We start from the raw sequence: 16,089 nt of genomic DNA, 5'->3' as shown, positions 1-16,089 counted from the left end.
GGATCATGAATCTGCAGGAGCCGGCCGCCAAGATGAGCAAGTCGGAGGAGGGTGGGGCCGGGGCGGGGGTCGTCTTTCTGCTGGATGAGCCTGAAGCCGTGCGGCGGAAGGTGATGCGGGCGGTGACGGACAGCGCGAGCGATGTCGCGTACGACCGGGAGAAGAAGCCTGGAGTCAGCAATCTGCTGGATGTGCTGGCCGCGTGTGCCGGTGGGCGGCCCGAGGAGCTGGCCGGGGAGTACGACTCGTACGGGGCGCTGAAGAAGGATGTGGCGGCGGCCGTGATCGAGCGGCTGCGGCCGCTGCAGGAGCGGTATCGGGAGCTGTCGCGGGACCCCGGGTATGTGGAGGGGGTACTGCGGGAGGGGGCGTCGCGGGCGCGGGAGCTGGCTCATCCGCGGGTGGATGCGGCGTATGCGGCGATTGGGCTGCTGGCGCGGTAGGGGCTGTGGATAACTCGGGGCGATGTCGGGGGGCGCCGATAGCCTGGAAGGGGCGTGGCCCCCGGGAGGGCGGGGACTGTGCTGGCGGGGGGCGGGGTGCCTTTGGTCTGCCGGGCGGCGGGCGTCCCCTCCCTCACCCCACCCCGCGGATCGTGATCGATCCATCGTTCGCCCGCGAGTCGATCGCGTGTCTGCTGCTGTCCGAGCGTGGTACGTCGATTGTGCGGTTGCCGTCGCGGAGCTTTGTGGCGATGCGGTACGGGCCGTCGGCCGGCAGCTCCAGCGTGGTGCTGCCGTCGCGGGAGCTTGTCTGTACTCGGTCGGGGGTCGAGGCGAAGGCCAGGTGGAGGCTGCCGTCATTTGTCGTTGCGCGGACGGTCGGGGTGGTGATGCCCTTGGCCGTCACCGAGCCGTCCCTGCTGTGCAGGGAGAGGGGGGCCTTCGGGTTGTCGATCTTGATTGAGCCGTCCTGGGTGTGGATGTCGAGCTTTGTGTCGAGGCCGGAGGCGCGGACCGTGCCGTCGCGGCCGTTCACCTTGACGTTCAGGCCCTGGGGGATCTCGACCTTGTGGCGGGAGTCGCAGTCGACGATCACGCCGCTGCACTTGGTCTTCAGGCGGAGGGTGGAGCCGTCGATGGACCAGTTGGTCCTGGTGGTGCCGTTCCACTTCTTGGCCTTGAACCAGCGCGTGACCCGCACGTCCTTCGTCTTCGCGTCCTCCGCGGGTACGAGGGTGAGGTTGCTGTCGTCGGTGTCGATCGTCAGCTGCCTGGCGTCGGACGGGAGGGTGAAGGTGCGGTGTTCGGCCTTGCCGTCGCCGACCGTGGTGCAGGAGGCGGCGACCGCCGCCACGGTGATGGCCGCCACGGCGGCGAGTGTGGTGCGCAGGACTGGCTTTGACGGCTTCGACATCATGCCTTCGACGGTAGAAAGCGGCTGGTTGCGGCGGAATGCGGTGGGCTACCGGGCGGGCGGGGACCCGGGGTAGGGCTAACCCCCCGGGGGTCCCTAAGGGTTGGATTCCCTCTGGGCCGGGGGGTCGGTGCCGTATGCGAGCTGGATTCCGGGTTCTTCACGCCGCCAGCGCCACCGCCTCCACCGCGGGGGTACGCAGCCGGCGCGCCGCCGTGGCCACGCTCGTGACCATCGTTGCGGCCACCGCCACGCCCGCCACCGCGAACCAGATGCCCAGGCCCTGCTGCGGCATCGAGTCCGTACGGGCCAGGGCGAAGGGGACGATGCCGGCCACGGCGGCGATGGTGCCGAAGAGGATGCCGGTGGCCGCCAGGACCGCCGACTCCGCGCCGACCGTGCGCAGGACCTGCCCCGGTGTGGCGCCCGCCAGTCGCTGCTGGCCGAACTCCTGGCCTCGGTAGGTCGTCGACGCGTACAGGGTGTTGATCAGCATGACGCAGGCGAAGGCGGCGATGATGCCGACGACGACGAAGTTGAGGGTCTCGAGCTGCTTGTCCTCGACCGTCTTGGCGATGCCGGACTGCTTGATGTGGTCGTTCTCGATCGCCTGCATGTAGAGGGTGGCCGTGCTGATGCCAACGAAGAGGATCAGCGGCATCAGGACGCCGGAGAGCTGGGCGGTGCGGTGGCGGAGGTTCGCCGCCGTGAGGCTCAGGTCGCCGGACTTGCCGACCAGGGCGGCGAGGAGGCGCGGGGAGAAGACCGCGAAGCCGACCGAGAGCATGATCGCGCCGTACGCGGGGGGTGCCATGGCCTCGGGTCCTGCGTCCTCGCCAATGGCGAAGGTGGTGACGCACATTGCGGCGCCGAGAGCGATGGCCGCGTAGCCGGACCAGGTGCGCAGGCGGGTGCGCTGGGTCTTCTTCTCGTGGGCCTTCGTCGCCCTGCGTACGGCCAGGAAGGCGGCGCCGACGGAGGCGAGGAGGGTGATGTTCACGCCGGAGGACATGGCGATCGCGCCGAAGGAGTAGTCGACCGAGTCCTTGACCTGGCCGCTGTCCTTGAAGAGGTCGAGCAGGGCGTTGCCGGCGAGCATCGCGGGGGCGATGGCGAGGGCGGCGCCCAGCAGTGCGACGACCGCCGCCTCGACCACGATCATGCGCTTGATCTGGGCCGGGGTGGCGCCTGCCGAGCGGAGGAGGTCGATTTCGCGTTCGCGCTGGCGGACGTTGACCGTGAGGGTCGAGGCGATGGCGAAGAAGACCAGGAGCGAGCCGTAGCCGCCGACGACCGCGGCCGCGGTGGAGAGGGACTCGGAGCTGACCTTGTCGACGCCTGTGGCGCCCGCGGTGTCGTGCATCGAGTTGAAGGTCATGATGATCGCGGCGCCGAGGAAGGCGGCGAGCAGGGTGGCCGCGAAGCGGCCTGGGCGCTTGCGGATGGAGCGCAGGGCCAGGGAGAACATCGTCGTCACACTCCAGTGGGGACGTAGGCGGTGTCGTTCGAGGACTCGTAGATGTCGCCGAGGTGGGCCATGCGCTCGGCCACGGCGTCGGCGGTGGGGCGGTCCATCCGGCCGGCGAGGCGGCCGTCGGCGAGGAAGAGCACCGAGTCGGCGTACGAGGCGGCGACCGGGTCGTGGGTGACCATGACGACGGTGCGGCCGTGGACCCGTACCGCCTCCTGGAGGAGCCGCAGGACCTCGCGGGCGCTGCGGGTGTCCAGGGCGCCGGTGGGCTCGTCGGCGAAGACCACGCTGGGCTCGGTGACCAGGGCGCGGGCGATGGCGACGCGCTGGGCCTGGCCGCCGGAGAGCTGGTCGGGGCGGTGGCCGACGCGGTCGCCGAGGCCGACGCGGGCGAGGATGTCGCGGGCGTGGGCGCGGTTGATGCGGCGGCCTGCGAGCTTCAGCGGGAGGACGGTGTTCTGCAGGACGTTGAGGGTCGGCAGCAGGTTGTACTGCTGGAAGATGAAGCCGATGCGGCCGCGGCGGAACTTCGTCAGCTCGGCCTCGGTGCCGCCGGTCATTTCCGTGCCGTCGACCATGACGATGCCGTTGTCGGGGCGGTCCAGGCCGGCCGCGCACTGGAGCAGGGTGGACTTTCCGGAGCCGGACGGGCCCATCACCGCCGTGAAGGTGCCGGCGGGGAGGCTGAGCGTCACGCCGTCGAGGGCGGTGACGGCGCTGTCGGCTTCGCCGTAGGACTTGGTCACCTTGACCAGGCGGAGCGCCTCGCCGGCCGCCGTGGCCTGGCCGCGGATCTTGCGCTCCTTACGTGCCTTGCTACCGAACATGGTCTTCAACTCCTCGTCAGCGGGGCACTCTCTGTGCCTCGCTTAAGAAGTTACGGACGGTGATCGGCGCGGGCATTGGGCGCACGACCCCAGTGGGGGGTGGACTTTTGTGTACCCCCTGGCTGGGGTGAGCCCCCTGCTCCCGTGTCGATTGTGGTAGCACTCGGGCATGCAGCAGCGCTCCGGTTATCACCATGGCTCGCTGCCGTCGGCGCTGGTCGCCGCGGCGCTCGAGCTGCTCGACGAGGGCGGCGCGGAGGCGGTGCGGGTACGGGAGGTGGCGCGCCGGGCCGGGGTGTCGCCGGGGGCGCCGTTCCGGCACTTCGCCGACCGGCGGGCGCTGCTGACCGCGGTGACCGGCTGGGTGCTGGAGGACTTCGCGCAGTGGCAGGCCGGGCAGGCGGCGGAGGCGGCCGCGGCCGGGGAGCCGGTGATGCGGGCGTTCGGGCTCGGGTTCGTGCGGTACGCGATCCGGCATCCGCATCGGTTCTCGTTGCTGCGGTCGGCGGTGTTCGCGGCGGAGCAGCCCGCGGAACTGCGGCCGCGGCTGGGCGAGTTGGACGAGGTGCTGGCCGGTCTGGTGGTGGCGGCGCAGCGGGACGGGGAGCTGCCGCCCGGGGATCCGGAGGTGGTGACGCTCGGGGCGCAGGCGCTCGTTTACGGGCTGGCGCAGATGATCGTGGACGGGTTTCTGCCGGTGGAGCGGGCGGAGTCGCTGGCGGAGCAGGTGCTCAACACGTATGCCCCGGACGGGCATTGACTCGCCAGTAACCCAGCCAGTAACTTCGCGATGTAATCGGCGATTACATCAACGCGGAGGAGGCACGTCCAATGCAAAGACTGCACATACCCCGCTTCCCTGAGCCCGCCGCCACCGGCTCCGTCACCATCCGCTCCACCCCGTCGGCGGCGTACCGCATCATCAGCGACCCGCCCGCCCTCTCCCGCTTCACCGCCGAGGCGTACGCGGCCGAGTGGGCGGACGGCGCGACCGGCGCCGCCGTCGGAGCCCGCTTCCGCGGGCGCAACCGCAACGGCGTCCGGCGGTGGGTCACCACCTGCCGTATCACCGACGCCGAGCCCGACCGGCGCTTCGCCTTCGAGGTGACCGCCGGGCCGCCCGGCATTCCCATCTCCCGCTGGCAGTACGACATCGCGCCGGCGGGCGATGGCGAGGGTGAGGACGGCTGCACGGTCACCGAGACGAACTGGCTGCGGGTGCCGCTGTGGTTCATCCCCGCGGCGATCATGATCACCGGGATCGTGAACCGGCCCGGGGCCAACGGGACGCATATCGCTACGACCCTGGAGCGGCTCAAGGCGCATCTGGAGGGCTGAGGCCTCAGGGGGCGTCCGCGTCCACCTTGCCCTTGTGGGTCAGGCGGCCGTCGGTGAAGCACAGCCGGTAGACCGGGTCCATGCTCCACGCGGAGGTGCGGTAGAAGCGGCACTCGTCGGTGCCGGCGGGGTCCTGCGGGACGTGTTCGGGACGGCCGCCGTCCTCCGCCTGGTAGGCGGGGAGGCGCTGCTCGACCGCGTCCTTCGGCTGGCCGATGCGCAGGCTGTCGTACGTGTCGGCGTCGAGCACCGAGCGGTACGAGGTGTAGACACTGAAGCCGAACAGCAGCACCGCGAGCACGATCGTGCCCGCGATCGGGATCCAGATGGCGTCGAGGATGCCGCGGCGGACCCGGCGGCGGGCGGCGGCCAGTTCGCGCTGGGAGACGTACTCGCGGGGCGGGGTGGCGGCGGCGCCCGGGGCGACCGGGAGGCTGGCGGTGACCTCGAATCCCGTGCCGCTGTCCACAGGCTGTGCATGGAGCGTGCCGCCGGCGAGGCGGACGCGCTCGTCGAGGCCGACGAGGCCGTAGCCGCCGGAGACCGCCGCGGACGGGAGGGGGCCGGCGGGGGGCGGGCCGTTGGCGACCGTGACGTCGGCGGTGTCGGGCGTACGGCGGAGGGTGATGGTGACGGCGGCGCCCGGGGCGTGCTTGGCGGCGTTGGTGAGGGCTTCCTGGATGACGCGGTAGATGCGCGGTCGGCCATGGGCGGGAGGGGCGGGGCGGCGGTGCCGCCCCCGCCGCCCTCGCCCCCGTCGTCCCCGCCCCCGCCGCCCTCGCTCTCGTCGCGCTGCTCCAGCGTGACCGCCATCCCGGAGTCGCTGGCCCGTTTGACCAGGGCTTCCACGGTCTCGTCCGCCGGGTGTACGGGCGCCTCCTCGCCGTCCTCGCGCAGCACGCCGATGATCTCGCGGAGCCGTTCGGTGGCGGTCGCGGCGGCCTCGCGGAGCTCGGCGGCGGACTCGCGGTCGGCGTCGTCCAAGCGCGGGCTGACCTGCAGGGCGGCGGCGCGCAGGGCGATGAGGCCGAGTTCGTGGCCGAGGGAGTCGTGCATGTCGCCCGCGATGCGGGAGCGCTCGCGCAGCCGCATCCGGTCGGCGACCAGCTCCTGTTCGCGCTCCAGGCGTTCGGCGAGCTCCCATCCGGTGCGTACGAGCTCGGCCTGCTGGCGGGCGTACCGGCCGAGGAGCCACGGCAGCACGCTGCCGAACAGCAGCGTGAGCATCAGCGTGCCCCAGCCGGGGACGCTCGCCCCCGGGATGACCGCCAGCAGCACGAGCCCGGTCACGGCGACCGCGGTGAACAGCACCATCGGCCCGCGGGTGCCGGCGGCGCGGCGGCCGAGGAGGAAGGACAGGGCGACCTGGGCGAGTACGTAGTTGTTCGTGAACAGCTCGGGGGTCGCGGCGAGCCCCAGGGCGAGGGGTGCGGCGGCGGCGAGGAGGGGGGCGCGGCGGGCGTACCAGACGGCGAGGGTGAGGACGGGGAACGCGGCGATCTGGGTCCAGATCAGGGGTGCGCCGACGACCTGGTAGTCGCCGCCCGGCAGGCTGTCCACCGGCAGCACCGGATACAGGACGGCCACCCACAGCAGGGCGTCCCAGGCGCGCGGGTGGCGCGCGAGGCGGAGGAGCTGCTCGGGGAGGCGGATCATGCTGCTCAAGGTACGGGGCGGCCTGTCGGCCGCGGTGCTGGCGAAAGTAAGGGATTCGCCTGCGGCGGGCATATCGCGCCTGCGGCGCTCGGCCTCAAGCGCCGGCCGGGCTTGAATTGTGGTTAGTTCGCGCTGAGCGGGGCGGAATTCCTTACGAAAGTCAGGGGATGCCGGTGTCCTTCGTGCACGGCCGGGGCGGTGGCCTGCTTCGTAGCTTCCCTTACATGAACGACGCCATCATCCACGCCGTCGAAGGCGTGGTCACCACACCCTGGGTCTATCTGGCGCTTTACGCCATCGCGGCCCTCGACGGCTTCTTTCCCGTCGTGCCCAGCGAGACTCTCGTGATCACGCTGGGCGTGTTCGCGGCGGCTACCGGCGATCCGTCGCTGGTGCTGGTCATCGTCGTCGGTGCGCTGGGGGCGCTGACCGGGGATCACATTTCGTACTTCATCGGGCGGCGGGCCGGGCCGCGTCTCTTTGCGCGGCTGAAGCCGGGGGGCCGGACGGCGCGGGCGTACGAGCGGGTGGGGCGGATGCTCGCCGAGCGGGGCGGGCTGGTGCTGATCGCCGCCCGGTACATCCCGGGCGGGCGCACCGCCGCCACGCTCACCACCGGCGCGACCGGGTTTCCGCGGCGGTCCTTCACGCGGTACGCGATCGTGGCCGCCGTGAGCTGGGCGGTGTACTCGGCCGTGCTCGGCTATCTCGGCGGGCGGGCGTTCGAGGAGAAGCCGCTGTACGGGGTCGCGCTGGGGCTGGGCATGGCGTTCGGCATCACGGTGCTGCACGAGGGCGTGCGGGCGGTGCGGATGCGCCGGCGGGCGGCCCGGGCCCGTGACGGCGCGGCGGTGGATACGGACCGTACTCCCGAAGGAGCCCAATCATGATCACGCTGCAGGGGCTGACCAAGCGCTACGGCGCCAAGACCGCGGTCGACGACCTCACGCTGGAGCTGACGCCCGGCACGGTCACCGGCTTCCTCGGCCCGAACGGCGCCGGGAAGTCCACGACCATGCGGATGGTCCTCGGCCTCGACCGGCCGACATCCGGCGCGGCGCTGATCGGCGGCCGCCCGTACGCCGAGCTGCGGCGCCCGCTGCGCACCATCGGCGCGCTACTGGACGCCAAGGCCGTGCATCCGCATCGCACCGGCCGCGACCACCTGCGGGCGATGGCGCTGAGCCAGCGGATCCCGTACGCGCGGGTCGAGGAGGTGCTGGGTCTCACCGGCATGACCGAGGCGGCCGCGCGGCGGGCGGGCGCGTACTCGCTCGGGATGAGCCAGCGCCTCGGCATCGCGGGCGCCCTGCTCGGCGACCCCGAGGTGCTGATGCTGGACGAGCCGGTGAACGGGCTCGACCCGGACGGGGTCCGGTGGATCAGGACGCTGCTCAAGTCCCTTGCGGAGGAGGGCCGGACGGTCTTCATCTCCTCCCATCTGATGAGCGAGATGGAGCAGACCGCGGACCGCCTCGTGGTGCTGGGGAAGGGGCGGCTGATCGCGGATGAGCCGATGGAGCGGCTGGTCCGGGGGGCGGGTGTGGTCGTACGGGGGCCGGGGCTGCAGCCGCTCGCCGAGGTGCTGCTGGACGTGCGGTGGACGGGGCCCGAGGAGCTGACCGTCGTCGGGCCGAGTGTGGAGCAGGTCGGGGATCTGGCCTACGAGTTGGGGCTGCGGGTGCATGAGCTGCGGCCGGTGGAGTCGTCGTTGGAGGAGTCGTACATGCGGCTGACAGAGGGTGACGTGGAGTACGGGGCGGTGCCGGCGTGAGGTACGTGGACTTTCGCGGGGCCGCGGCGGCCGAGTGGCTGAAGCTGCGTACGGTGCGGTCGACCTGGTGGTTCGCCGCGGGCGCGGTCGCGCTGATGCTGGCCGTCGCGCCCGGCACGGCGCTGACCGTCGGCAACAACATGGAGGCGGCGGGCGACCCGCTCCACTCGGTCGAGGTCGGCCCGCTGGCGGCGACGGCGGTGCTGTACGCCGTGCACTTCGTCTTCGGCGCGCTGGGACTGCTGTCCATGACGGCGGAATTCGGGTCGCGTTCGATCGGCGTCGCGCTGGCCTGCGTACCCTCGCGGGCGCGGCTGCTCGGGGCGAAGGCGGCGGTGGTCGGCGCGGCGGTGTTCGCGGCCGGGGTGCCGGTGGCGGCGCTGGGGACGGCGCTGAGCGTGCCGGTGCTCGGGGATTATGCGGCGCCGTACGGGATGGGCGAGGCCGTCGCGCAAGTGCTGGCGATGGCGGCGCACCTGGCGCTGGTGGCGGTGCTGGCGGTGGGGATCGGGACGCTGGTGCGGTCGACGGCCGGTGCGCTGACGGTGCTCTTCGCGCTGCTGATGGTGCTGCCGGCGGTGCTGCAGACGCTCGCCGACCTGGTGGGGTCGTGGGTGATGGAGGTCGCGGCGCTGACGCCGACGGTCGCCGGGGAGCGGTTCATCGGCGGGGAGTGGGCGTACGGGCTGGTGCTGGTGGCGTGGGCCGGCGCCGGTGTCGCGCTCGGAGTGCGGTCGCTGGAGCGGCGGGATGCGTGAGGCTTGGGCTCGGCGCCGGGATCAACGCAGCCGGGCTACTCCCCCTCCACCAACCCCGCCTCGTACGCGATGATCGCGGCCTGGACGCGGTTCTTGACCTCGAGGCGGGTGAGGACGGCGCTGACGTACGCCTTGACCGTGCCCTCGACGAGAAAGAGGCGGTCGGCGATCTCGGCGTTGGAGAGGCCGGCGCCGACGAGGGCGAGGACGTCGCGTTCGCGCGGGGTGAGGGCGGCGATGCGGTCCTTGGCGGCGGTCTGGCGGGTCATGCCGCCGCCCGCGCTGAGGCGTTGGATGACGCGGTGGGCGATGCGCGGGGAGAGGAAGGAGGCGCCCGCGTGGGCGGCGCGGACGGCGGCCATCAGCTCGTACGGATCCCCGGACTTGAGCAGGAAGCCGGCGGCGCCGCTGTCGAGGGCGCCGGCGATGTACTCGTCCTCGGAGAAGGTCGTCAGCATGACGACGGCGGTGTCCGGCGCGGCGTTACGGAACTCGGCCGCGGCGGCGAGGCCGTCGAGGACGGGCATGCGGATGTCGAGGAGGGCGACATCGGGCCGGTGCCGGCGGGCAAGCTCGAGCGCCTCCCGCCCGTCCCCCGCCTCGGCGACCACCTCGATGTCGTCGGCGGCGGCGAGGATCGCCCGTACACCGGCCCTGACCATGATCTCGTCGTCGGCGAGGAGGACTCTGACAACACCGCCGGAGGCGCGATCTTCTGAGGCCGTCATGCGGCCAGGTTACGGGGCTGCGCCAGGCTGCCCGAGCGGCGGGCGGAGGAATTCTGATATTCTGAATCCATGACGGTGATGAGTGCCAGCGAGGTCTCGAGGAACTTCTCCGCTGTCTATGACCGGGCGGCGGCGGGCGAGCGCATCGAGATCATGCGCAACGGCAAGCTGCTGGTAGAAATCGGCCCGATAAACCACCGCCCCAACGGCGCCCGCATCCTCGAAGCCGGGCGTAGGCGCGGCACCGGGCTGCTGGACGATGCCTTCGAGGACGACCTGCGCGCCGGCCGCGAATTCCACGCTCAGGGACAGGACCGTGATCCGTGGGCCGACTGATCCTCGACACCGGCGTCCTCGTGGCCGTCGACCGGGGCCGCGTCAAACTGTCGGACATCATCACCGAGGCCGACGATGTGGTGATCTCAGCAGTGACCGTAGCGGAGCTGGATGAAGGGCTGCAGTTGGCCGATGACTCCAACCGCGCAAGGCGCCAGGCGTTCATGGACGGCGTCCTGGAGGACTATCCGGTCGAGCCATACGACGTGCCCGTAGCCCGTGCACACGCAAAGCTCATGGCGCACTGCCGCATGGCCGGTCAGCCCCGGGGCGCCCATGACCTGATGATCGCCGCTACGGCAGCAGAGACCGGCCGGACACTGATCACCATGGATGCAAGGGCAGGCTTCGGGGACCTTCCCGGCATCACGGCCAAGGTGCTGCCGCGCTGATCGGGAGGGTGTTACTTCCCCGAGCTCGAGCCCAGCTCCCGGCTGCGGTCGCGGGCGGCTTCGATGGCGGCGATCAGGGCGGCGCGGACGCCGTGCTTCTCCAGCTCGACGATGGCGTTGATGGTGGTGCCTGCCGGGGAGGTGACTGCCTCGCGGAGCTTTACGGGGTGTTCGCCGCTGTCGCGGAGCATCGTGGCCGCGCCGATCGCCGCCTGGACGATGAGGTCGTGGGCCTTCTCGCGGGGGAGGCCGAGGAGGATGCCGGCGTCGGTCATCGCCTCGACGAGGAAGTAGAAGTACGCCGGGCCCGAGCCCGACAGCGCCGTCGCCGCGTCCTGCTGCGACTCCGGGACGCGGAGCGTCTTGCCGACCGGCTGGAAGATCTCTTCCGTACGGGCAAGGTCCGCGTCGGACGCATGGCTGCCCGCCGAGATCACGCACATGCCCTCGTCCACCAGCACCGGAGTGTTGGGCATGACCCGCACCACCGGGGTGTCCTCCGGCAGCCGCTCCTCGAAGAAGGACGTGGGCACGCCCGCGGCCGCGCTGATGACCAGGCGGTCGGCGGGCACATGCGGCGCCAGCTCGTCGAGGAGCGCGCCCATGTCCTGCGGCTTGACCGTGAGGATGAGGGTGTCGGCGCGCTTCGCGGCCTCGGCATTGGACACCGGCTCCACGCCATACCGCTCGCGCAGCGCCTCGCCCCGGCCCGGGCGCCGGGCCGTGACCATGAGGTCCGACGGCGACCACCCGGCCCGGATCATGCCGGAGAGCAGCGCCTCACCAATCTTCCCTGCGCCGAGCACGGCGACCTTCTGCGACGACATGCCCCCATCCTCGCAAACCGGGACGGCCGGCGGCGCGGCTGTCCACAGGCTGAGCGCGCTACGCCGTCCTGCGCCGCAAGGTCGCCGCGCCCAGCGCCAGGACCAGCACCGCCACCCCCGCGACGATGCCGCAGTCGCGGATGAAGGTGCTGGTGACGTCCGTATAGCGGAGGACCTCGTCCATGGCGTCCACCGCGTACGACATGGGGAGGACGTTGGAAATCGCCTCCAGGACCGGCTGCATCGTGTCCCGCGCGGCGAAGAGGCCGCAGAGGAGGAGCTGGGGGAGGACCACCAGGGGCATGAACTGGACTGCCTGGAACTCCGATGTCGCGAAGGCGGACACGAAGAGGCCCAGGGCGGTGCCCAGCAAGGCGTCCAGGAGGGCTACGACCAGCAGCAGCCACGGGGAGCCGGCCACCGACATGTCCAGGGCCCAGACCGCCAGGCCCGTAGCCAGGGCGGCCTGGAGGATGGCCAGGACCGCGAAGGCGATGGCGTAGCCCGCGATGAAGTCCGCCTTGCCCAGGGGCATCGCGAGCAGGCGCTCCAGGGTGCCGCTGGTGCGCTCCCGGAGGGTGGCGATCGAGGTCACCAGGAACATCGTGATCAGCGGGAAGATGCCGAGCAGCGAAGCGCCGGTGGCGTTGAACTGCTGGTCCTTGCCGTCGAAGACCCAGTAGAGCAGGGCCAGCATGATGGCCGGCACGAAGAGCATCATCGCGATCGAGCGCGGGTCGTGGCGCAGTTGGCGCAGGACGCGGGCGGCCGTGGCGATGGTTCGGGTTGCGTTCACTGGACTGCTGACCCCTTATCGAATTCTGCGGCCTTCTCTGCGTCCTTCTCGGCGTCGACGATCTTCAGGAAGGCCTCCTCGACCGTGGCCGTGCCCATGCGTACGCGCAGCGCGTCCGGGTCGTCGTCGGCGATGATCCGGCCGGAGCGCATCAGCAGCAGCCGGTGGCAGCGCTCGGCCTCGTCCATGACGTGCGACGAGACGAGGATCGCGGCGCCGCGCTCGGAGGCGATCCGGTGGAACAGCGTCCACAGGTCGCGGCGGAGGACCGGGTCGAGGCCGACCGTGGGCTCGTCCAGGACCAGCAGCTCCGGCGCGCCCAGCAGCGCCACCGCGAGGGAGACGCGGCTGAGCTGGCCGCCGGACAGGTTGGCCGTCAGGGACTCGGCGTGGTCGGTGAGGTCCACGTCGGACAGGGCCTGTTCCGCATGCGTACGGGCTTCGCGGCGGCCGAGGCCGAGGATGGCGGCGAAGTACTCGAGGTTCTGGCGGGCGGTCAGGTCGCGGTAGACCGAGGCCGCCTGGGTCACGTAGCCGATCCGGGAGCGGAGTGCGGCGCTGCCGGCCGGTGCGCCGAAGACGGTGAGGTCGCCGGTGACCTTGGCCTGGGTGCCGACCACGGCGCGCATCAGCGTGGATTTGCCGCAGCCGGACGGGCCCAGGAGGCCCGTGATCTGGCCGCGGGGGACGTCGAAGTCGAGCCCGTCCAGGACCTGGCGGCCACCGCGGACGACGCGGAGGGAGCGGGCCGTGATGGCGGGCTCGGCGGTCAAATTCATCATGTGTTGAATATCCCGCGTGCGGGGCCGCCCGTCAAGTTCCGCAGGCAGGCGCGTACGCAAAAGGGGCACCCAGCGGGTGCCCCTTTTGTCCTAGCAGGAATCGCGGCTCAGCCGACCCGCTCCCGATCCCGCCCCGGGACGCCGTCCGCCGCGGACTCCACGCCGCCCGGCTCCTCCCGCCGCCGGAACAGCGCGCCCGGCCACCACGTCCACCGCCCCAGGTCCAGCGCCAGCGCGGGCACCAGCACCGTCCGTACGAGGAAGGTGTCCAGCAGCACGCCGACGCCCACCAGGACGCCCATCTGCGCCATCGTCACCAGCGGCAGCCCGGCGAAGACCGCGAAGGTCGCCGCCAGCACGATGCCCGCGCTGGTGATCACGCCGCCGGTGGAGGTCAGGCCCGCCAGCACGCCGCGGGCGTGGCCGAGCCGCTCGACCTCCTCCCGTACCCGGGTCATCAGGAAGATGTTGTAGTCGATGCCGAGCGCCGTCAGGAAGACGAAGCCCATCAGCGGGATCGACCAGTCCACCGCCGCGAAGTCGAAGACGTGGGTGAAGAGGAAGTACGAGGCGCCCAGCGCCGCCAGGTTCGACAGCACCACCGTCGACAGCAGCAGCACCGGTGCCACCAGCGCCCGCAGCAGGCCGATCAGGACCAGGAAGACGACGCAGAGCACCACCGGGATCACCACCCGCAGGTCGCGGTCCGCGGCCCGCTGGGTGTCCAGGGTCTGGGCAGTGGTGCCGCCCACCAGCGCGTCCGCGCCGTCGACCTCGTGGACGTTCGTACGCAGCGCGTCGATCGCGTCCTTCGCCGCCTCGCTGTCCGGGGCGTCCTTCAGGACGACCTCGAGGGTGGCGAGGCCGTCGGCCCGGTCGCCGTTCCGTACGTCCGCGACGCCCTTCGTGTCCGCGGCGGCAGCCTTGACCGCGTCCTCGTGGCCCGCCTTCAGGACGATCTTCGCCGGGTCGGAGGCGCCGGACGGATAGTGGTCCGAGATGCGCTCCTGGGCGACGACCGACTCGGGCTTGTCCTGGTACATCTCGGACTGGGACAGGCCCATGTTGATGCCCACGGCCCCGAGTGCCAGCACGGCGGTGACGCCGGCCGACATCATCCAGGACCAGCGCGGCCGGCGGGCGACCGCGGCGCCGATACGGGACCAGACGGTGCGGTGCTTGTGGGCGGGAGTGCCGTAACGCGGCACGAAGGGCCAGAAGACCCACCGGCCCGCGATCACCAGCAGCGCCGGCAGCACCGTCACCAGCGCCAGGAAGGCGCAGACCGCGCCCACCGCGCCGACAAGTCCCAGCGAGCGCGACGAGTTGATGTCCGCGAGCGCCAGGCAGGACAGGCCGACCGCGATGGTCGCCGCGGAGGCGAAGACCGCGGGGAAGGTGCGGCGCAGCGCGATCCGCATCGCCTCGTGGCGGTCCTCGTGCGCGTGCAGCTCCTCGCGGTAGCGGGCGATGAGCAGCAGCGCGTAGTCCGTACCGACGCCGAAGACCAGCACCATCAGGATGCCCGCGGACTGCGGGTCGACGGGCAGCGAGGCGTACTTGGCCAGCAGATAGGTGCTCGCCTGGGTGAGGACGGCGGCGAAGCCGACCGACAGCAGCGGGAAGAGCCAGAGGATCGGGCTGCGGTACGTGATCAGCAGCAGCAGCGTGACGACCGCCGCGGTGGCGATCAGCAGCGTCGCGTCGAGGGAGTCGAAGACCTCGACGGAGTCGATCAGGGAGCCGGCGGGGCCGCCGACCTCGGTGTCGACGCCGGGCGGGGCGTTGGCGGCGGCGATGTCGCGGACGCCCTCGACGGAGTCGCCGAGGTCGGGCTTCGCGGAGTCGGCGGTGTCGAGCGGGACGATGGTCATCAGCGCGCGGCCGTCCGCGGACGGGATGGGCTTCGATACGTGCTCGCCCTTGGCGGTGTACTCGGCGAACTCGCGGGCGTCCGCCGCCGCCTTCGCGCGGCCCGCGTCGGTCATCTTGCCTTCGGCCACCGTATAGACGGCGACGGCGGGCATCACCGGCTCGTCGCGGAACTTCTCCAGCTCCGTATTGACCTTCGCCGACTCGGCGTTGCCGGGGAGGAACGCGTTCGCGCCGGACTCCTCCACATCGCCGAGCTTGCCGGCGAGCGGGCCGAGCGCGAGCGCGATGATGACCCAGGCGGCCAGTACGAGCCATTTGGCTTTACGGCCGCCGGGAGCGGCGGGCAGCCGCTTGATCCGGCTGGACATGGGTGTTCTCCTTGGGGTGTGTGATCGCCCGATTTCGGGCGTACGCAGCCGACACCCCGGCCGTATGAGGTTTGGCGACCGGGCCGGGGTGCTGGCCTCTACGGGGGTTGGTGCGCTGGGGGGTTACTCGATCTCGCGCATCATCTTCTCCACGGAGGAGACGGTGCGCCGGGTCTCGGACAGCTCGTCGAGGCTGCGCCGGTGCAGCTCAAGGTTGTCCTCCAGGAGCTGCTGGTACTTGAGCGTCATCTGCTTGTACTGCTCCTCGCGGGAGGCCAGCATCTTGGCCCGCCAGGTGGCCGCGATCTGCCAGACGACGACGATCAGCAGGGCGAAGAAGCCCGCCGCGCCCACGGCGCCGACCCAGACCCCCGCGTCCTCGCCTGCAGCGAGGTTCACCAGCTGCTCGTTCACTTCGCTTCCTCTTTCACGGTCTCGTTGTCGGTGATCGTGGCTGCCGCACGTGCGACGACCTCGGGGGTCAGCTCGTACGCGAAGGGCGTGACCTCGAAGTACTTCATGGCCTTGCCGTCCTCGGACAACTCCAGCGAGCCGGCCACCAGACCCGCCGCCTCAAGGCGCTGCAGGTGCATGTGCAGCAGCGGACGGCTCATCTTCAGGTCCCTGGCGAGCTTGCTGACGTAGTTCCGGCCCTCGGAGAGGGCGGCGACGATCCGCATCCGGTGCGGGTTGCCGAGGGCCGCGAAGACCTTCAGCAGCTCATCGCCGTCGGGAGCCATCCGCGGCTCCTCTCTTTCCTTGGGTGTGTAAGTCAAAGCTGACACCTGCCATCCGCACCTGTCAA

19 protein-coding genes and 2 pseudogenes (1 of these 21 running past the window's edge) are annotated in these 16,089 nt (G+C 71.4%); 8 read left to right on the top strand and 13 right to left on the bottom strand.

Going from position 1 to position 16,089, the window contains the following annotated elements; translation table 11 throughout:
• A protein-coding gene (gene trpS, locus ACNNMR_RS24290; RefSeq protein ID WP_419996801.1) for a tryptophan--tRNA ligase crosses the window boundary here: on the top strand, positions 1–443 show its 3' portion. Its footprint begins 559 nt before the window's first position; 443 of the gene's 1,002 nt are visible here — the last part of the coding sequence; its start codon lies beyond the left edge, outside the window; it ends in the stop codon at positions 441–443.
• Positions 444–576: 133 nt separating this feature from the next.
• Here trpS and ACNNMR_RS24285 read toward each other — a convergent pair whose 3' ends face one another.
• The 3 genes from ACNNMR_RS24285 to ACNNMR_RS24275 form a co-directional block, all read right to left on the bottom strand.
• Entirely contained in the window at positions 577–1,359 is a 783-nt protein-coding gene (locus tag ACNNMR_RS24285; RefSeq protein WP_419996800.1) for a DUF4097 family beta strand repeat-containing protein, read from the bottom strand.
• Between the two features lie 157 nt (positions 1,360–1,516).
• Positions 1,517–2,824: an FtsX-like permease family protein gene (locus ACNNMR_RS24280; RefSeq protein ID WP_419996799.1), complete on the bottom strand. Its 1,308-nt coding sequence runs from the start codon at positions 2,822–2,824 to the stop codon at positions 1,517–1,519.
• 5 nt (positions 2,825–2,829) lie between these two features.
• Positions 2,830–3,654, bottom strand: coding sequence for an ABC transporter ATP-binding protein (locus ACNNMR_RS24275; protein WP_419996798.1), 825 nt, complete (start codon positions 3,652–3,654; stop codon positions 2,830–2,832).
• A 169-nt stretch (positions 3,655–3,823) separates the two neighbouring features.
• Between ACNNMR_RS24275 and ACNNMR_RS24270 the strand changes: the two genes are divergently transcribed.
• Positions 3,824–4,414 (top strand): TetR/AcrR family transcriptional regulator, encoded by a 591-nt coding sequence (locus tag ACNNMR_RS24270; protein WP_419996797.1) that lies wholly within the window; start codon positions 3,824–3,826, stop codon positions 4,412–4,414.
• Between the two features lie 71 nt (positions 4,415–4,485).
• Positions 4,486–4,992, top strand: coding sequence for an SRPBCC family protein (locus ACNNMR_RS24265; RefSeq protein ID WP_419996796.1), 507 nt, complete (start codon positions 4,486–4,488; stop codon positions 4,990–4,992).
• A 4-nt stretch (positions 4,993–4,996) separates the two neighbouring features.
• Here the strand turns inward: ACNNMR_RS24265 and ACNNMR_RS24260 are convergent, their stop codons facing one another.
• From ACNNMR_RS24260 to ACNNMR_RS24250, 3 genes and pseudogenes are all read right to left on the bottom strand, one after another.
• Positions 4,997–5,461, bottom strand: a complete 465-nt coding sequence (locus tag ACNNMR_RS24260) for a hypothetical protein (RefSeq protein ID WP_420000665.1) — start codon at positions 5,459–5,461, stop codon at positions 4,997–4,999.
• Positions 5,462–5,476: 15 nt separating this feature from the next.
• A pseudogene (locus ACNNMR_RS24255) lies at positions 5,477–5,674 on the bottom strand (sensor histidine kinase); the annotation flags it as partial.
• A 263-nt stretch (positions 5,675–5,937) separates the two neighbouring features.
• A pseudogene (locus ACNNMR_RS24250) lies at positions 5,938–6,048 on the bottom strand (hypothetical protein); the annotation flags it as partial.
• 824 nt (positions 6,049–6,872) lie between these two features.
• Between ACNNMR_RS24250 and ACNNMR_RS24245 the strand changes: the two are divergent.
• The 3 genes from ACNNMR_RS24245 to ACNNMR_RS24235 are packed head-to-tail and all read left to right on the top strand — an operon-like array spanning position 6,873 to position 9,180.
• Positions 6,873–7,538, top strand: a complete 666-nt coding sequence (locus ACNNMR_RS24245) for a DedA family protein (RefSeq protein ID WP_419996795.1) — start codon at positions 6,873–6,875, stop codon at positions 7,536–7,538.
• The gene (locus ACNNMR_RS24240; RefSeq protein WP_419996794.1) at positions 7,535–8,422 is read left to right on the top strand and encodes an ABC transporter ATP-binding protein; all 888 of its coding nucleotides are present in this window, start codon (positions 7,535–7,537) and stop codon (positions 8,420–8,422) included. The genes ACNNMR_RS24245 and ACNNMR_RS24240 overlap by 4 nt, the downstream gene beginning before the upstream one ends.
• Entirely contained in the window at positions 8,419–9,180 is a 762-nt protein-coding gene (locus ACNNMR_RS24235) for a hypothetical protein (RefSeq protein WP_419996793.1), read from the top strand. Before ACNNMR_RS24240 ends, ACNNMR_RS24235 begins: the two co-directional genes overlap by 4 nt.
• 35 nt (positions 9,181–9,215) lie before the next feature.
• Here the strand turns inward: ACNNMR_RS24235 and ACNNMR_RS24230 are convergent, their stop codons facing one another.
• The gene (locus tag ACNNMR_RS24230; RefSeq protein WP_419996792.1) at positions 9,216–9,908 is read right to left on the bottom strand and encodes a response regulator; all 693 of its coding nucleotides are present in this window, start codon (positions 9,906–9,908) and stop codon (positions 9,216–9,218) included.
• Positions 9,909–9,977: 69 nt separating this feature from the next.
• Between ACNNMR_RS24230 and ACNNMR_RS24225 the strand changes: the two genes are divergently transcribed.
• Positions 9,978–10,244 carry a type II toxin-antitoxin system Phd/YefM family antitoxin gene (locus tag ACNNMR_RS24225; protein ID WP_419996791.1) on the top strand — a complete coding sequence of 89 codons (267 nt, stop codon included), beginning with the start codon at positions 9,978–9,980 and terminating at the stop codon, positions 10,242–10,244.
• Complete coding sequence (locus tag ACNNMR_RS24220) at positions 10,232–10,636, top strand: PIN domain-containing protein (RefSeq protein ID WP_419996790.1); 405 nt, start codon at positions 10,232–10,234, stop codon at positions 10,634–10,636. The genes ACNNMR_RS24225 and ACNNMR_RS24220 overlap by 13 nt, the downstream gene beginning before the upstream one ends.
• A gap of 11 nt (positions 10,637–10,647) precedes the next feature.
• On the opposite strand, the gene proC is transcribed toward ACNNMR_RS24220, so the two are convergent.
• The 6 genes from proC to ACNNMR_RS24190 form a co-directional block, all read right to left on the bottom strand.
• Positions 10,648–11,463 (bottom strand): pyrroline-5-carboxylate reductase, encoded by an 816-nt coding sequence (gene proC, locus ACNNMR_RS24215; protein ID WP_419996789.1) that lies wholly within the window; start codon positions 11,461–11,463, stop codon positions 10,648–10,650.
• 58 nt (positions 11,464–11,521) lie between these two features.
• A complete protein-coding gene (locus ACNNMR_RS24210) occupies positions 11,522–12,259 on the bottom strand; it encodes an ABC transporter permease (protein ID WP_419996788.1) in 738 nt (245 codons plus the stop codon).
• Positions 12,256–13,041, bottom strand: a complete 786-nt coding sequence (locus ACNNMR_RS24205; protein WP_419996787.1) for an ABC transporter ATP-binding protein — start codon at positions 13,039–13,041, stop codon at positions 12,256–12,258. Before ACNNMR_RS24205 ends, ACNNMR_RS24210 begins: the two co-directional genes overlap by 4 nt.
• 107 nt (positions 13,042–13,148) lie before the next feature.
• Positions 13,149–15,284 carry an MMPL family transporter gene (locus tag ACNNMR_RS24200; protein ID WP_419996786.1) on the bottom strand — a complete coding sequence of 712 codons (2,136 nt, stop codon included), beginning with the start codon at positions 15,282–15,284 and terminating at the stop codon, positions 13,149–13,151.
• 123 nt (positions 15,285–15,407) lie between these two features.
• Positions 15,408–15,698 (bottom strand): hypothetical protein, encoded by a 291-nt coding sequence (locus tag ACNNMR_RS24195; protein ID WP_419996785.1) that lies wholly within the window; start codon positions 15,696–15,698, stop codon positions 15,408–15,410.
• Positions 15,695–16,024 (bottom strand): ArsR/SmtB family transcription factor, encoded by a 330-nt coding sequence (locus ACNNMR_RS24190; RefSeq protein WP_419996784.1) that lies wholly within the window; start codon positions 16,022–16,024, stop codon positions 15,695–15,697. The genes ACNNMR_RS24195 and ACNNMR_RS24190 overlap by 4 nt, the downstream gene beginning before the upstream one ends.
• Between the last annotated feature and the right edge of the window lie 65 nt (positions 16,025–16,089).

The organism is Streptomyces boninensis, from assembly GCF_048572725.1.
GTDB classification, from domain to species: Bacteria; Actinomycetota; Actinomycetes; order Streptomycetales; family Streptomycetaceae; genus Streptomyces; species Streptomyces boninensis.
This window is presented reverse-complemented; position numbering and strand designations above follow the sequence as displayed.

Bases quoted from the DNA above. Each gene is read 5' to 3' on its own strand.
- ACNNMR_RS24205 (WP_419996787.1), bottom strand. From the start codon at position 13,041: ATGATGAATTTGACCGCCGAGCCCGCCATCACGGCCCGCTCCCTCCGC.
- ACNNMR_RS24275 (WP_419996798.1), bottom strand. From the start codon at position 3,654: ATGTTCGGTAGCAAGGCACGTAAGGAGCGCAAGATCCGCGGCCAGGCC.
- ACNNMR_RS24225 (WP_419996791.1), top strand. From the start codon at position 9,978: ATGACGGTGATGAGTGCCAGCGAGGTCTCGAGGAACTTCTCCGCTGTC.
- ACNNMR_RS24280 (WP_419996799.1), bottom strand. From the start codon at position 2,824: ATGTTCTCCCTGGCCCTGCGCTCCATCCGCAAGCGCCCAGGCCGCTTC.
- ACNNMR_RS24270 (WP_419996797.1), top strand. From the start codon at position 3,824: ATGCAGCAGCGCTCCGGTTATCACCATGGCTCGCTGCCGTCGGCGCTG.
- ACNNMR_RS24240 (WP_419996794.1), top strand. From the start codon at position 7,535: ATGATCACGCTGCAGGGGCTGACCAAGCGCTACGGCGCCAAGACCGCG.
- ACNNMR_RS24265 (WP_419996796.1), top strand. From the start codon at position 4,486: ATGCAAAGACTGCACATACCCCGCTTCCCTGAGCCCGCCGCCACCGGC.
- ACNNMR_RS24285 (WP_419996800.1), bottom strand. From the start codon at position 1,359: ATGATGTCGAAGCCGTCAAAGCCAGTCCTGCGCACCACACTCGCCGCC.
- ACNNMR_RS24230 (WP_419996792.1), bottom strand. From the start codon at position 9,908: ATGACGGCCTCAGAAGATCGCGCCTCCGGCGGTGTTGTCAGAGTCCTC.
- ACNNMR_RS24190 (WP_419996784.1), bottom strand. From the start codon at position 16,024: ATGGCTCCCGACGGCGATGAGCTGCTGAAGGTCTTCGCGGCCCTCGGC.
- proC (WP_419996789.1), bottom strand. From the start codon at position 11,463: ATGTCGTCGCAGAAGGTCGCCGTGCTCGGCGCAGGGAAGATTGGTGAG.
- ACNNMR_RS24200 (WP_419996786.1), bottom strand. From the start codon at position 15,284: ATGTCCAGCCGGATCAAGCGGCTGCCCGCCGCTCCCGGCGGCCGTAAA.
- ACNNMR_RS24245 (WP_419996795.1), top strand. From the start codon at position 6,873: ATGAACGACGCCATCATCCACGCCGTCGAAGGCGTGGTCACCACACCC.